The 16,168-nt window shown below is 38.7% G+C and carries 10 protein-coding genes; 7 read left to right on the top strand and 3 right to left on the bottom strand.

Annotation, left to right across the window (positions count from 1 at the left end):
- Position 1: 1 nt before the first annotated feature.
- The 4 genes from ahpF (at position 2) to ACPWSO_RS05600 (ending at position 9,580) form a co-directional block, all read left to right on the top strand.
- Positions 2 to 1,531 carry an alkyl hydroperoxide reductase subunit F gene (ahpF, locus tag ACPWSO_RS05615; protein ID WP_426081870.1) on the top strand — a complete coding sequence of 510 codons (1,530 nt, stop codon included), beginning with the start codon at positions 2 to 4 and terminating at the stop codon, positions 1,529 to 1,531.
- A 1,264-nt stretch (positions 1,532 to 2,795) separates the two neighbouring features.
- Positions 2,796 to 4,235, top strand: coding sequence for a helix-turn-helix domain-containing protein (locus ACPWSO_RS05610; protein ID WP_426081868.1), 1,440 nt, complete (start codon positions 2,796 to 2,798; stop codon positions 4,233 to 4,235).
- The gene (locus ACPWSO_RS05605; protein WP_426081866.1) at positions 4,228 to 4,719 is read left to right on the top strand and encodes a hypothetical protein; all 492 of its coding nucleotides are present in this window, start codon (positions 4,228 to 4,230) and stop codon (positions 4,717 to 4,719) included. The genes ACPWSO_RS05610 and ACPWSO_RS05605 overlap by 8 nt, the downstream gene beginning before the upstream one ends.
- Before the next feature lie 13 nt (positions 4,720 to 4,732).
- The gene (locus ACPWSO_RS05600) at positions 4,733 to 9,580 is read left to right on the top strand and encodes a Spy0128 family protein (RefSeq protein WP_426081865.1); all 4,848 of its coding nucleotides are present in this window, start codon (positions 4,733 to 4,735) and stop codon (positions 9,578 to 9,580) included.
- Between the two features lie 754 nt (positions 9,581 to 10,334).
- On the opposite strand, the gene ACPWSO_RS05595 is transcribed toward ACPWSO_RS05600, so the two are convergent.
- From ACPWSO_RS05595 to ACPWSO_RS05585, 3 genes are all read right to left on the bottom strand, one after another.
- On the bottom strand, positions 10,335 to 11,246 hold the full coding sequence (locus ACPWSO_RS05595; RefSeq protein WP_426081864.1) for an AraC family transcriptional regulator: 912 nt from the start codon (positions 11,244 to 11,246) through the stop codon (positions 10,335 to 10,337).
- Positions 11,247 to 11,931: 685 nt separating this feature from the next.
- Positions 11,932 to 12,324 carry a DUF4809 family protein gene (locus ACPWSO_RS05590; RefSeq protein ID WP_426081863.1) on the bottom strand — a complete coding sequence of 131 codons (393 nt, stop codon included), beginning with the start codon at positions 12,322 to 12,324 and terminating at the stop codon, positions 11,932 to 11,934.
- A 23-nt stretch (positions 12,325 to 12,347) separates the two neighbouring features.
- Entirely contained in the window at positions 12,348 to 12,971 is a 624-nt protein-coding gene (locus tag ACPWSO_RS05585; protein ID WP_426081862.1) for a TetR/AcrR family transcriptional regulator, read from the bottom strand.
- 191 nt (positions 12,972 to 13,162) lie between these two features.
- On the opposite strand from ACPWSO_RS05585, the gene ACPWSO_RS05580 reads away from it, so the two are divergent.
- The 3 genes from ACPWSO_RS05580 (at position 13,163) to ACPWSO_RS05570 (ending at position 15,998) form a co-directional block, all read left to right on the top strand.
- Positions 13,163 to 13,846: a response regulator transcription factor gene (locus ACPWSO_RS05580; RefSeq protein ID WP_426081861.1), complete on the top strand. Its 684-nt coding sequence runs from the start codon at positions 13,163 to 13,165 to the stop codon at positions 13,844 to 13,846.
- Complete coding sequence (locus ACPWSO_RS05575) at positions 13,843 to 15,321, top strand: sensor histidine kinase (protein ID WP_426081860.1); 1,479 nt, start codon at positions 13,843 to 13,845, stop codon at positions 15,319 to 15,321. Before ACPWSO_RS05580 ends, ACPWSO_RS05575 begins: the two co-directional genes overlap by 4 nt.
- Before the next feature lie 92 nt (positions 15,322 to 15,413).
- Positions 15,414 to 15,998 (top strand): hypothetical protein, encoded by a 585-nt coding sequence (locus ACPWSO_RS05570; RefSeq protein WP_426081859.1) that lies wholly within the window; start codon positions 15,414 to 15,416, stop codon positions 15,996 to 15,998.
- Positions 15,999 to 16,168 lie beyond the last annotated feature (170 nt).

Genomic DNA, 16,168 nt, shown 5'->3' with positions numbered 1-16,168 from the left:
TATGGGATTAGATGCAGAAATTAAAGGGCAGCTGGCTCAATACCTTGAGCTGCTGGAGAATGATATTATCTTAAAGGCGAGCGTAGGAACTGACGAGAATTCACAAAAGGTTCTGGAGCTGGTTGAAGAGATTACATCGATGTCTCCAAAGATTACAATGGAGCAGGTACAGCTTGAAAAGACACCGAGCTTTGCTGTAGATCCTGTAGAGGGAACGAGCGGTGTTGTATTCGCTGGACTGCCATTGGGACATGAATTCACTTCTTTAGTCTTAGCACTGCTGCAGGTTAGCGGACGAGCGCCTAAGGTTGATGAGAGTGTTATTAAGCAGATTCAAACAATTGATAAAGAACTTCATTTTGAGACATATGTCAGCTTGACCTGCCACAATTGTCCTGATGTCGTTCAAGCCCTAAATATTATGAGCGTGGTGAATCCAAAGATTTCCCATACTATGATTGAAGGCGGAATGTTTAAAGAAGAAGTTGATGCCAAAGGAATTATGGCTGTACCAACTGTTTTACTGAACGGTGAAGAATTCTCCAGCGGACGTATGACAATCGAACAAATTCTTGAAAAAGCTGCTGGTCCGGCAGATGCTTCTGAATTTGAAGATAAAGAGCCATACGATGTACTGGTAATCGGTGGCGGACCTGCTGGTGCGAGTGCGGCAATCTACGCTGCACGTAAGGGAATTAGAACTGGACTGGTTGCTGAAACATTTGGCGGTCAAGTGCTGGAAACTTTAGGAATTGAAAATGTAATTGGAACGAAATATACAGAGGGACCTAAGCTGATGGCTCAGGTTGAAGAGCATGTGAAGGAATATCCTGTGGATATTATGAAATCACAGCGTACAGCTAAACTAGAGAAAAAAGAGCTTGTTGAAGTTACTCTTGAAAATGGTGCAGTTCTGAAGAGTAAAACAGCGATATTAGCGACTGGTGCCCGCTGGCGGAATGTTGGCGTTCCTGGTGAGCAGGAATTCAAGAACAAAGGGGTGGCTTACTGCCCGCACTGTGATGGTCCATTATTTGAAGGAAAAGATGTCGCGGTTATCGGCGGCGGAAATTCCGGGATTGAGGCAGCGATTGATCTTGCCGGTCTTGTTAAACATGTAACTGTATTAGAGTTTATGACAGAGCTAAAAGCAGATAAGGTGCTTCAAGAGCGTCTGCATTCTCTTCCAAATGTCACTGTACTGACGAATGTTCAAACGAAGGAAATCACAGGCACAGATAAAGTAAACGGTATTAGCTATGCTGACCGTGAAACTGGTGAAGAAGTTCATCTGGATGTTCAAGGAGTCTTCATTTTAATTGGTTTAGTGCCGAATACTGACTGGTTGGGTGACACTCTGGAGCGTACACGAATGGGTGAAATCATTGTAGATAAACATGGTGCAACCAATGTCCCTGGTGTGTTTGCAGCTGGCGACTGTACAGACAGTGCCTATAAGCAAATCATTATTTCAATGGGTTCAGGAGCAACAGCTGCTTTAGGTGCGTTTGATTACATGATTCGAAACTAAAAAATTATAACAAATAGTATTGGGATGAAGCTACTTAATCCCAAAGAAAAAGCTAGGAGAGTTTGGGACATAAGTAAATGCCCGAACTCTTTTTTGTCTAAAATCCGAATAAACGGCGTTCCAAAAGTAGCTCACTACACTTTGTTCCGATAGCATCAACTTCTAAGTGCTAAAAGCACTAAGAGTTGAAGTTCTCGGAAATAAGCCGAACTATCTCAAAAATATGAAAAGCTATTTTCGGATAATTCGTCTTATTTCTCGAAGCTAAACACTTTTGTCTCGACCTCTTTTAGTATGCTTAAAACCAAATAAAGGGTGCGGCAGTAACACATACAGACACTTAACTGCGACGAGTAATCGCAGGAGAAACTTCTTCGGAAATACGCCGGCATTCAGCAAACATTTGTGAAACACCAGATAGGAATCAGCCAACATCGAATAGTTTACCTTCGTGTTTCCTGTCATTTTCGGAATTTCTGCCGTATTGCTTAGAATCACTGTGATTGCTCTTTGAGCAGAACAGATGCTGAAAAGTACCTACCTGGTGCTTGAAGTTAACCGTTTCTGTTCCATCTTTCTGTTTTTTTTAGTATATTTATTCTAATTTTTTTGACTAATAAAAAATATTAAATGATAGTTTTAATTTTTTGTGTGCTTTAAAATTTCAGCGTTGGGATGTCTGGCAAGTCAGGGGAAAATGTAGACATAAAGTATACTGGACTGGAATCAATGGATTAAAAATGGTTTTCTTAAAACATTAAAAAGATAAAGTTAAGGTGCGATTTTTGATTTGAATATTTTAATGGAAAGCGGTTTCGTTATGCTATTAATGAAACCATGGAGTTTCATTTTTAATTTGGATGAAAATTGCTTGTGTGCTACGATTATTTTTACACTCAAGGAGAAAAGTGAGGCAGAGAAAATTATTTCTGCTTAAAAAAAGTCGTACTTTGCAAATCAATTTTTTTCAAAATATAATCAAATATTGATAAAATAATTTTATTTGGCACATAAACCTTTTTAAAATAAGGTTTATGTGCCTTTTTTCTCTTATATAGACTGCTTTAATTTTGCATACAGCCCTATCTAATGTTTTCGAATATGTTACCATAATTAAGGGTTTTTTTATAAAAATCTCTTTGTTTTTTTTTATTGAGAAAAAAACAGGACAAAATTACTTATTTAGAGGATTAAAATATCCATCTCAACATTTATAATGAAATAAATTTGATGAGAAGGCTATTTTAGTGGAAGGGAATAAATAATGATACTAAATGATTTATTGATGGAGGATGATCGCTATAAGTGGTACATACTTCAATATTTAGAGTTAAACAAAAGCTTTTATTGCTCTCTTGATCAAATCTGCGATTTGTTGGAAATCTCCCGATATAAGATAGAAAAATACATTCATGAGCTTAAAGAAGAAATGAATAATGCTCAATTTACTGACATAATCGACTTAATGGATACGGGTGAGATAGTAGTCCATGACTTATCTCACAAAACAGTGAAAAAAATGCGTGTATTATTTATTGAACGAAGCTTGTCATTTCAGATATTTCATCGTTATGTAACGAAGGAAGTCAGTCTTGATAAGCAGATTGAGGCATTACATGTTAGCCGCTCCAGTACCTATCGCTTGTATCAAAAGCTAAAAAATCAGCTGTCAGAAGAAAATATTCAGATAAAGAAAAACAGATTGGTCGGATCAGAATTTGGCTTGCGAAGCTTTTTGTTCGGTATTTACTATGAGTTGTTCAACGGGCTAAAGGATCCGTTTCCTGAAGAAATTAAGCAATTGAGTAGAGAGCTGTTTCAGCACTTGGTTCATTACAAAAATCTAGTATTGCCAAAAACTAAAGAACATAAACTGAGATTTATGATTGAACTGTGGCTAATTCGTCTAAGCCATGGGCACTTTGTAAGTGATGCGTATATTTCAGTTGGTGACAGCGAACTTGTGAATTATTTGTCAAAATGGCTAAACAAGCATTTTTCCCTTGAAGAGGGGATTATGGAAAAAGAACGTACTTATCTGCTTCTATTCCTTAAAACATTGTATGAAGAATTAGATGAACCGATTACTTATTTAGAAAGCAAACAGGAAATAGAGGCTAGACAGATCACTGAAGAGCTGCTGCTGTTTATCGCAAAAAATTCTTCTTTTGAGATAGATATCTTATTACAGGATAACGACTTAACAAAGGGATTATTGGCAATCAATCGCAAGTGGCTCAACTATCATTTTAGGGAATCTACTTTTGTAACAAAAGTTCAAAGACGTTACTTTCAAGAAATTAATCCCAAACTGGATAAAATGATTCAACAATTTATCCAGCAGATAGAACAACGTCAATTGTTTGAATCAGCTCAAGAGAAAAATAAGCTTTATTATGATTATCTTTTCTTTTTGATAACAAAAATTTCTGTGGAAAAACTGGAGGAGGCTGTTTATATTTGCATAGATTTTTCACATGGTAAACACTACAACGACTATATCAAGATGATGCTAGGATCGTTGCAAAGCGCTCATATCCAGTATGAAGAGCGTTTGAGTACACGCACACAGATGTATTTGTCAGATTTTTTGATTGATAAACTTCCGTGCCATCAAATTATTTGGAAACGTCCCCCAACACCAGAGGATTGGGCAGAGTTTGGCAAAATATTACTAAAGGTTAAAGGTGAAAGCTATGAATAAGAATGTGTTGATGGCTTTTGTGCTTCCAACGATGATTTTCCATCAAACGACTATTACAGCATCTTTCAGTGAAGCTGTAATCAGTGCCTGCCTAGCAGAAAAAGAGAAAGTCATTGTTTTTGATATGGAAGAATCTGGGAATACATTGATTGTTTCAAATGAGCGGATAGAAGAAGAGCCTTCTAAAGAAGCTGATGTTAAACAAGGGATGGACAGTGATCGAGAAGCAGTAGTTGAAAAGAAAAGGGCACAGCAGTCTGATGATGAGCAAGCACTGCCGAATACGGTTCAGGAAAATCAAAGAAGTGGAGAACGCGCCTATTTTGCAGCACTTGAACACAAAATCAATCAACTGCCAGCTTGGCTGCCAGATGTCGAAAAAGAAGAAGGAGAGTTAATTCACATGCTTTCTAGAATGTCTGGTACTGTTCTTTATGGAACACGTTCAGAGGAACAGAATTATCGTGAACATATGATTTTTTAAGGGGATGATAGTAATGGTTAGAATAAGAAAAATATGGTCAGTAACATTGGTGTTGAGCATACTGCTCGGCTTTCTACCGATACAGGCAATAGCAGAAACAGTGGATGGAGTAGGCATACAGATTAATGAGGCTAGCTTGACCGATTATTCTAGGGCTGAAATCAATCAACAGCAGCGAATCAATGCAGGAGATCAGATCAATGTCAAACTGAAGTGGTCTCTGGATAAGTCCGGGTTGATAGAGCAGGGGCAGACAATTGGAATAGCTTTACCGGAGAACCTGTATTTCAGTGAACAAAGCGGGATGTTGGCAAACAATATGGGCAGTTATTATGTGGCCAATCAGCGCTTATCTTTTTTGCTTAATAAAAATTACGTGTCTTCACAGGAAAATGAACAGATTCCTGACTTTTCCAGTGTAGTCTTCTATGAAGGTGAAGTTGAATTGATTGCTTCCACAAGTGATAAAAATCAGCAAGAAGAGTTTGTTGATTTTGGGAATAACGTTGTGAAGCCGTTATATTATAAACAAGTAAATGAAGAGACAATAAAATCTTCTGAGGAAAGTGAAGACCCTAAAGAAAATTCGCTGTTAATAGAAGAATCAATAGATGGACAAGAAGAACTAAAAAGCAATGACCAATTAGAGATGAGAGAAGCTAGAGCTCATGAATCCAATCTAAATAGTAGAGGGGTAAAGTTATTTACTAATGTAAAAATTACAGATTTTAATGGCCAAGAGTTCTCTCCAAGTAATCCCGCTTTGAAAGATGCAAATATAAAAATTCATTTTGACTGGGTTTTGGATGATTTGGAAGAAATCAAAGCTGGCGATTATTATACTTATCAACTTCCGGACTATTTCTCTATCCATAATTTGGTTTCTGGAGAATTGAAGAACGCAACTAACCAAGTTTTGGGTAATTTTTCTGTCGATTTGAATGGCCTGTTGACAGTTACCTTTAACAGTGTAGGTGAGAACCTAAGCGAGCGACAAGGAACAATTGATTTGACCACAGAGCTGAATATCACATCAGAAAAGGAAGTGGTTACAATCGAAACCGGTATTACTGATAATGATGGAAAAGAAATTACCATTGTGTTTCCTGTAGTAAAAGCCGATATCGTTAAAACAGGTGTCATCAATAATGATAACACTGTAGTCTGGACAATAGTTATCAACGAAAAGCGTGAGGCGTTAAAAAATGTGGTCATTACCGACTATTTACCAGAAGGTCTGACCTATCATTACGCTAGTGCTTTTGTTCAAAATGGCAATGGGGAGTGGGTGAGTGCTCCAGCTGGTTTCACTCAGCTGCTGCAGACAGGAGCCAACACAATCACTTTTTCATTCCCAAATAATGAAATTTTAGATGAACCGGTAAAGCTTGAAATCAGAATGAGGGTTACCGATAAAAATAAAACAGAATTTGTTAATAAAGCAACTATAACTGGGGATAATTTCTTGGGAAATTCTAGTGAAGCCAGTGTTTCTTATGCCGACAATAGCAATTACAAACGTCTCCTTGCTTATGATTTAGATAAAGGTACCTTCAATTGGGAGGTTAAAGCCACATATACAGAGGCAGGCGGAAGCTTCAAAGATTGGTTGTATGCGAAAAATAGTGATCCAAGTATTTCTTTGCACTATTTACTGAAAAATACGCTTGAAATTTATGATGAATCAGGAAATCTTCTTGGTAGTGACAAATGGTCTCTTGCTCAAACAAATGGAGACTATGCAGAAAAGAATGGAGAACTTGTTCATTTTACTTTGAATTTTGTTGATAAAGGAACTTACTTGATAAAATATACAACAAAAGCCTTTGATTTGCCTGTAAGACCAAATACGACAATTCCTAATTATGCTACAGTAATTGATGGCAGTAATAGAGAAGAATTATCAGCTGGTGAGACGGTGAAGCTTGATTCTAAGCTGGGGGTTAAAAAGCTGAGTACCGGTTCAACTCAAACCGATCATAGTGCTGGCTGGCTAGTAAAAATCAATGAAAACCGTATCCAAATGAACAATGCTGTAATTACTGACAAGTTTGAGACCTTGGAAGGTGCTTATCCAAGTGCTTTACAGCTTATCCCATCTACTTTGGAAGTAACCGCTGATGATGGAACGACAACAAAGACTTTGGAAATGGGTGCTGCGAAGGATTATGTTTTAGAAGCTTTAGCTGGTGATCCAACCTATAAAAAAGGATTCCGTATTAAATTGTTGAACAGTTACGCATCAACGACAGATACAATTACGATTAAATATAGAACTCACTATCATATGGATGAGCAAATAATAGGGATGGATGGCTTACCTGTAAACCGCTTTTCCAATTCCGTTACTATTTCTTATACAGGGGAAGACGGCAATACCTATACTGATGGAAGTGAAAGCACTATTTGGGTAGATTTGGCTCTTTCTTATAATGGTGTGAAATATGGGACTTATGTAGCTAAGAATGATGATGTAGCCAATGCATTAAAACCTGCACCAAATCCGTTTGAAGCAATCGCACCAACAGACAGTGTTTATTGGACTGTTTTGCTTAATACCTGGCAAACTAAAATTCCGATAGGAACCACGATACGAGAAGAATTGGGCGAGGGACAGACGCTTCGAGATATTAAAATCTATGACGTAACAATGGATGCAACTGGTGTTAAGGTCAAAAGCCTAGACAAAGAATGGCAGCTGGGGACGGACTATGGTATTACAATGGACAATGGGGTACCAGTCATCACACTGCTGAGTGAACGCACGCAGGCTTTTGCAGTCTATGTCTCAGCGGATGCGTCTGCTGATGTCTATAAATACAAAAACATAGCATTCATGGATACTTTGATTGGCAATCAATTAAAGGTGGAAGGATTTGCTGAAAAGAGCGAGAAGAATGACTGGATTGATAAAGACGGCAGTCAAGATGGTGGAAATCATCGTCTGGTCAATTGGTCAGTTGTTATGAACAAGGATAGTCATACTATTCATAATCCAATAGTTACGGATACTGTAAATATCAGTGAACAGTCTTTTGTTTATGATGCTTCTAAAGATGTAATTGTTAGCATTTATAAAGCTAAAAAAGATCCTTCTGGTAACTTTGTCAAAGATGGTGCTGCCCTTGTATTTGATGAGGCAGATAAACCAGTGGTGACATTAGATGCCGCTGCAGGAACACAAACATTGAATATCAAATTAGGAGATATGATTGATTCTCCTTACATTATAGAGTATCAAACGATTCTTGACCCAGGAATTCGAAACAATGAGATTATTAGCAATAAGGCAGTGCTTTCTGGAAAAGATATTCAAATAGAGGAAACGACAAAAGTAGTAACTGTTAAATCTACTGATGGAGTAGGAACTTCTAGTGGTAAAAATGGATCATTAATATTTAGAAAAATTGATGAAAACAATAACTTGATAACTTCAGATTCAGCATTTTTTGATTTGTATCGTAGAGACAGTAATGGCGTGTTGACATTATTAATGCAGGATATAGAAGTTAAAGGAGATAAAATCATTATTAACGGGACAGAGATTGACTCTATCTCAAATCTTCGTTATGGAGATTACGCCATCATAGAAAGTCAGGCACCAGATGGCTACGAAAAAGATGCCGCACAACATGATTTTACTATTTCTAAAAACCAAGTTGAATATACGTTTAGTTTGGAAAATAAGAAAAAAGTTGTTGAAACAACTGCAAAACTGGAAGCGAAGAAAGAACTGAGTGGACGTGTGCTGCAAGCAGATGAGTTCGAGTTCCGACTGACTGGTAATGAAGACAGTGTGAACCAGACGAAAAGGAACAACGGCATAGGCTTAGTAGCGTTTGATGAGATAAAGTATGATACCGCCGGTATCTACACATATACCATCAGTGAAGTGATTCCGGATACGAAGGAAACCGGAATGAGCTATGACCAAGCAATCTATGAAGCGACTGTAACAGTAGCGGATAAAGGCGGACAGCTGGAAGCGAAAGTCACATACAAAAATGTAGCGTCAGGAGAAGTACCAACCTTCAAAAATGAATATAAGGCACTGGCAGGAAGTGCAAAACTGGAAGCGAAGAAAGAGCTGAGCGGTCGCGCGCTGCAAGCAGATGAGTTCGAGTTCCGACTGACTGGTAATGAAGACAGTGTGAACCAGAGGAAAAAGAATGACGGTACAGGCTTAGTAGCGTTTGATGAGATAAAGTATGATACCGCCGGTATCTACACATATACCATCAGTGAAGTGATTCCGGATACGAAGGAAACCGGAATGAGCTATGACCAAGCAATCTATGAAGCGACTGTAACAGTAGCGGATAAAGGCGGACAGCTGGAAGCGAAAGTCACATACAAAAATGTACCAGCAGGAGAAGTACCAGTCTTTAAGAATAGCTATCAGCCTAAAACAAAAGCAGAAACAGGAGAAATACTACTAAAAAAAGTTGATAGTAAGACAGGTAAGACATTGTCCAATGCTGAATTTAAACTAGTTGATGAACGTGGAGAGGTTATCAAAGAGAGAATCGTTACAGATGAAACTGGAACAGTTTTAATTCAAGGTCTTAGTGATGGAATCTATGAATTGATTGAGACGAAAGCACCAACTGGCTATCAATTAGATGCAACACCAATCAAATTTGAAGTAAAAAATAGTCAATCAAACAAGAAAGAAATAGCGAAGAAAAATACACCGATTGGCACAACAAATTCAAATACTAATTGGACAAACAATACCAAGCAGCAGACGAGAAACACACTTCCAAGGACAGGGATTATATCAAACAGCAGCTTTATCATTTGGGGAATTTGTTTCTTGGTAGTGGCTTTCCTTATATATTTTGGTAAAAAAAGAGTGTAGTGTAATTTCCCTATAATTAACCGACCAATATCAAAAGATTTAGTACTAAACAATCGAAATGTATAAGTAAGCAATTCATTATCATGTTGAACTGATGAGTAGAAAGAGGCTAGATATAATCATTCTTGTGCTCTTTCTACTTCTAACCCGCTAATAAAAGTAATTCAAAGGTATGTCTTTAAAAATAGACTATAGTATACTGAAATGGTCTGTGACCTAAGTAAATTCCCAGACTTTTAGTATTCTTGAAATCAAATAAAGGGTATGGCAGTAACACATACGGACACTTAACTGCGACGAGTAATCGCAGAAGCAATTTCTTCGGCAATAAGCCGGTATTTTTCAAACATTTGTGGAACACCAGGTAGGAATCAGTCAACACCGAATGGCTTACCTTCGTGTTTTCTGTCATTTTCAGAATTTCTGCCGTATTGCTTAGAATCACTGTGATTGCTCTTTTAAGCAGAACAGATGCTGAAAAGTACCTACCTGGTGCTTGAAGCTGACCATTTCTGTCACAACCTATTGAACGATCTAACATAGAGCTAGAACCAATACGATAATAGATAAAAAAAGAAACCACCCCAACTATAATTTGTTAGAAGGGTGGTTTCTTCTATTTGTTGTATTCTCCCATCTCTTGCTTCCTGACTCATAGGCTGTGAGAATAAATAGTTCACTACATTAAGAAAGCTTAATGAAACATTCTTTGGAGAATAAAGTTGAACTGGGAGTTTTTAGCAAGAGCTGTTGATTATTTGTCCAGTGTAATAACCGGCAGCCAAAATTCCATATAAGAGGCTTCTGGAGAGCTGTCATAATAAAGCTCTGGAGAATAGGTCTCCATGGTCAAATGATGTTTCTCCAGCCAAAATCCGCAATATTTAACGGCTTTATTAATAGCAACCGTGACAAGCTCCTCAAAGTTTTCAGCTTCAAAGCCGCAGACAATATAGTCTCTGGCAGGCAGCTGCCAGCTCTGAAAGCGGCTGTCTGTGACATCTTCTCCAACCTCAGCGCCGGCATAATAAGTAAAATGTCCTTCAGGAGCATTTCCTGCGTAAGCAACACCAATCTCCCGTCCGTTAGTAATTCGAGGAATATCTTGTTTATTTTTATGGAAGGTTCCCCAAACTTCTCCGGGAATATCCACTCCTGTAGCTTCGCCGTTCGGCATTTGTCCTTGGATGGGTACATATCCTTCAAAACCTAGAAAATGAATAGGTTTTTCAAGCGTTTTTCTGTTGAATTCTAAAATTAGACCATCGCTGATTAGAGGGACACCTTCATCAACCATCACATAGTTCAAGACAAGATCCGGTTTATCAAACTGGTTTAGCATTACAGGATTCTCTCTGTATGCTTCAGGAGTCATATTATAAGCTTCTTTAAATGCTCTGGTAAAGGTTTCATGATTGTTAAATCCTAGCTCTAAAGCAACGTCAATGATTCTCAGTTGTTTGTTTTTGAGCATTTTTTCCGCACCAGCTAAACGCCGGTATTTGATATATTCTTTTACTGGTTTTCTTACAAGTCTGGAAAAAAGCCGCTGATAGTAAAAGGGCGAGAGATTAGCTATTTCAGACAGTTCTTCAATAGGCAGTGAGGTTGTCAAATTCTTCTCAATGTAGTCAACAGTTTTTTGTATGGCTTCCCATGCGTGCATAATCAGCACCTCCTTAAAACAAGCTTACCATGATGCGGCACCGCTGGTTTGACGGCTTCTGCTCATTTTCAAAAAATCATAAGAATTTGGTCTGTCAGTCATCTTACTGAAAAGCGTGAGCAAATCTTTCAAAAAATCGCATTGAAATAAGGATCAATATGTAGCTATATGCTTTTGCACCAGCTGAACGGGAAAATAAAATTAGAAATTCGAAGCAGTGGAACAGGTGAGGAATAAAATTTTTAACAAGAGTTGTATAGTGAGTAGGATAAGCGGTGGGAGCAGTAGCACATACAGTAACCGCAGTAGCACGCGCCAAGCACTTAGCTGCGACGAGTAACCGCAGGAGCAAGACCTTCGGAAATAAGCCGAAAGTCACAAAATTTGAAGAACACCAGGTAGAATCAGTCAATATCGACTGGCTCACATTCGTGTTTCCTGTCAATTCCGTAAATTTTTCCTTATTTCTGGGGACTAAACACTTCTGTCCCATCCTCATGATTAAAATTCCGAACATCTATTTTTTTATAGGTGAATGGACGATAGAGGATAGAAGCAGTGCTTTTCGAAATAAGGATAAAAACAAAAATAATTTTTTAAACCTTTTCCTAGTTGTCACCGCCGGCTTTTCCCGTATACCGACAAAAACATGTGCGCTCTTTTTTCATTTATTCAGTCAGTGAGATTAATACTCAAAGCTTAACTCATCTAATTGGAAAATAGTTTTGAGAATTTCGTTGACTCTTTCCGTCAGCTTTTTGGTATCTTCGATTCTATCAGGTGTGCGAATTTCTTTTTCTGGTCCTTTATAAGTTAACTCATCGTATTCCTCAAATAGACTCACTTCAAAACCTTCTTTAGTAAACGAAAGGTAGTCATCCAGCACATCCATTTTCATTTCCTGCTTAAAGCCGTTTTTTAAAACGACGGTCATAACTAAGGAACTGACAGAAAGCTCATCTAAAGGAATTTCCCGGCCATCAATTGTAAGTGTGTAGGAAACACATTCTACGATACCGCAGGCGTTACAGCCGCCCTCTGTCAAGTCTACACTACTGGTAATTACTGCTGTTTTCATCTTATCCCATCCTTTATGCTTGTTTATTTAGTGAAAATCTGCATTAAAAGCTTACTGAGCTGTTCATCTTTTACAGCAAAAAGGCGTTCGATATTAAAGACCATCGCATGGGCACGAACTAGCCGTTCTTCCTCAGTCATAGCTACTGTATCATCGTCGTCAAAGGCAGCGCTGGCGTAGACCAAAACCATTTCCATCGTTTCGTATGGGTAAGGATTCTCCATCACCTTCTGGCTAATTCCTTCCTCAGCCAATTCAGCGAGAATTGGTGTGACACTGCTAATCAGCATTTTCTGGATTTTCTGATGCATCAGAGCATTTTGAGGTTTGTGAAGGTGTTCCCTGACACCATCCTGATTCACGTTTAATGCTAAAATAACTTGAAGGATTCGCTGAAAAACAGGCTGTTTCTTATCGCCGGCAGCTTTTTTTGCTTTATCCATAATTCGGGTGTTGTAACGCTGAATCAGCCCATCCATAATATCTTCTTTTGATTTAAAGTGATAATAAAGGGTACCGCGGGCAATTCCTACTTTTTCTAATATCTGATTTGTGCTGGTTCCATCAAATCCCTGGGTTTCAAAAAGTTCTTCGGCAGCATCTAAAATTTCATTTTTTCGTATTTCTGGATCCTTAACAACTCGCATAATGAGTGCCTCCTTCATAGACTGTCTGTCGGTAGAAGGTTACCTTATTTTGATAAGAAAGTCAAGGTACAAAAATTGAGATGAAAACTATTTCTTGTGGGAAAGTGCTGATAGTTGCTGAACTTTCTTATATACTTAGATAAGATGAAAAAAAATTAAAGCATGAGAAGTTTGCAATTAAAGGAGAATTTATGCAGAAAGTATTAATCATTGAGGACAATCGTCAAATTGTTGATGTACTGGAAAAGTATCTGACACAGGCCGGGTACGGCTGTGTTCATGTATATGATGGCGCTGAGGCGCTAGCGGCATTTCATTCGGATACGTTTGAGCTGGTCCTTTTGGATATTATGCTGCCTAATGTTGACGGCTACAGTATCTGTAAAAAAATAAGGGAGACATCTATTACTCCGATTATTATGATTACCGCAAAAACAGAAGATGCTGATCGGATTTTAGGTCTGGAAATTGGGGCAGATGATTATATTGTTAAGCCGTTTTCACCAAAGGAAGTCATCGCCCGGATTAACGCACTGCTGCGCAGAATTGATTTTGAAAAAGGGAGTAAGGAAGTACAAATCTGCTACGGCAATATTACGATAGATTTGGATACAAAGACAGTTTTCATAGGCCAACAGAGGTTGAGATTAACGAAAAAGGAATTTGAGCTGCTTGTGTTATTTGTTAAATTTCCCAAGAAGGTCTTTTCAAGAGAAAATCTATTGGACAGCGTTTGGGGGTTGGATTATTTCGGTGATCCCCGAACAGTTGACAGTCATATCAAACGATTGCGGGTTAAGCTGAATGAGGGGACATCCTCTTGTCGGATAAAGACAATTTGGGGTGCAGGCTATGCATTAGAGGTGGAGCAATGAAAAAGAAAATTTTCAAGCGTCTAGTGCTCTTGTTTTCTTTTCTACTGATTATGATGACTGTGATTATTGGTATTTTATTCAGCGTCATTTTTTCAAAGCAGACAGAAGATCTTCATGTAGAAGAGGTCACCCACAGGGGCGAAATCATTCAGCAAACAATGACGGACTATTTTTCTGAGAATCAGAGCAACCAATCTACAGGAAATCGAAGGAATCAGCATGGTGCCATGATGGGATATGGTGCCTACCTTAATTTTATCAATCAAATTGCTGGTGATAGTGTCTGGGTTTTGGATGCAGAGCTTAACAGCTTGACTAGTAGTGGTCATCATAATAGTGCAGCTGCTGAGAAAGAGCTGTCGCCGGAAAGTAGGGCGTTGGCCGAAAAGGTTCTTCAAGATAAGCAGCAGCAGGTAGTCAAAAGCGGCGGTTTTTTCCAGTTGAAATCTGTAGCTAGTGCGTTTCCAATTCTTGTAAATAACCAGCTTGCTGGTGTAGTGGTTGTTGTCTCAGATGTTGCCAATATTCATCAAAATCAAATAAATGGCTATTTAATTTTATTGTTTAGCTTGTTAATTGCTCTAGCAGCAAGTATTCTGTTATCCGTTCAGCTCGCAAAACGCTTCGTTTCTCCCATAAAAGAAATGGAGCATTACACAGGGCAACTAATTGCAGAGGAGTATCCCGCGCCGCTGACAATCAAAACTGGGGATGAATTAAATGAGTTGGCAGATAAGCTGTCTATTTTAAGTCAAAGGTTAGAGAAAGCCGAACAGGAACGTAAGGACAAAGAACAAAGTGAAAAAGAATTTCTTTCACAAATCTCCCATGAATTGCGGACACCGGTTACTGTGATGAAAAGCTCTTTAGAAGCATTGGCAGACGAACTGATAACTTCTCCGAAGGAACAACAAATGTATCACAGCCAGCTATTGAAGGAAGCGGGCTATCTAGAGCATTTAGTTAATGATTTGCTGGAATTGAGCCGCTTGCAGTCTGTTGAATTCTCCTTGACCTTTGAAATAGTTGATCCTCTTGAAGTTATTGAAGATAGTATTCGAGGCTACCGCAGAAAAATGGCAGAGAAAAACCAGCAGCTGGTAGTAGATAATCGATTGAAAACGCCAGTTTATCTTGAAGGAGATCACATCCGCTTAGTCCAGCTGTTTAAGAATTTATTGGATAATGCACATAAATACGGGAAAAAAGATTCTAGCATAGAGGTATCAATTAGCACTGAAGAAAACATGCTTTGTTTTAGGTTTGAAAATCAAACAAGTAATTCAGATATTGCTTTAAAGAAAGAGGAGCTGTTCCAAGCTTTTCACAGAGGCAATAGAAAGCCGGAAGAGGGAACTGGCTTAGGTTTAGCTATTTGTCAACAAATTGTCCTCAGGCATCATGGACAAATTGAGTTGAACCCTCATGGGGGAAATAAGGTGACGGTAACTATTTGGCTGCCGATAAAAGAGTAGCAGCGAATTTGTCAGAAAAAGGAACTTTGTCACATTTTTGCCATACTTTCTTTTTATACTTAATAAAAGAGAAAGAAACGAGGTGAAAAAAAGTGAAAAAGCTTTGGAAGAAAGTCTTGATTTCAGGCATATTGGGTATGCTGATAGTTGGGATTGCCGGTGGTATCCCCACAAAAACAGAAGCTGTTTCCAATGTCGTTGAAGCGGGTATTTCTGAATGGCACTGTGGAACAATCCGGAGAGTAACGAAGCAAGGACCTCAGGCTGGAAAAGCTTCTTATTGTAGAGAACAGGTAGGTGTTACGCTTACCCGCAGCCGTGCAGTTGACGAAGAACAAACAGCGACTATTCCAGTTGAAGCAACCGTAAATTCTGTAGGAAATTGTAATGGTAGTCTGCATCAAAATGGTATCTGTGACGGTTCATGTGTCAATGACGGAGGAGCGCAAACGAATGGCTGGGCTAATAACGTTCAAGGTGCAGGCTTGTGTGATGGAACCGGTCACTATAACAACCGTTGTGACGGAACCTGTATTAACTGGGGACAGAACCAGCCGAACACGACGGATCAGTCAAACAGCAACACTGAAGCAGGGGCAACAGCTACTCAGGGACAAGGCTATGGTCATGGAATGAACCATGGCGGCGGTCATAGAACCGGTGGTCATCGAAGATAAAACCGTTATGAAATACTGAAAGTATTGAATAGCTTCTAAGTCGGTAGCTGTCCAAACCGCAGCCCTTTACGTGATGTTTAGCTATCTGCAATGGTTAGGTAATAAAGTACGAAGAGTTGATATTCTTGGAAATAAGCATACTATACTGAAAAGCTAAGTTGAGGTGAGAC

The organism is Enterococcus sp. LJL51 (assembly GCF_049894025.1).
Taxonomy (GTDB): Bacteria; Bacillota; Bacilli; order Lactobacillales; family Enterococcaceae; genus Enterococcus_L.
The sequence above is the reverse complement of the archived record's forward strand: the minus strand, read 5'-3'. Positions and strand labels throughout refer to the sequence as shown.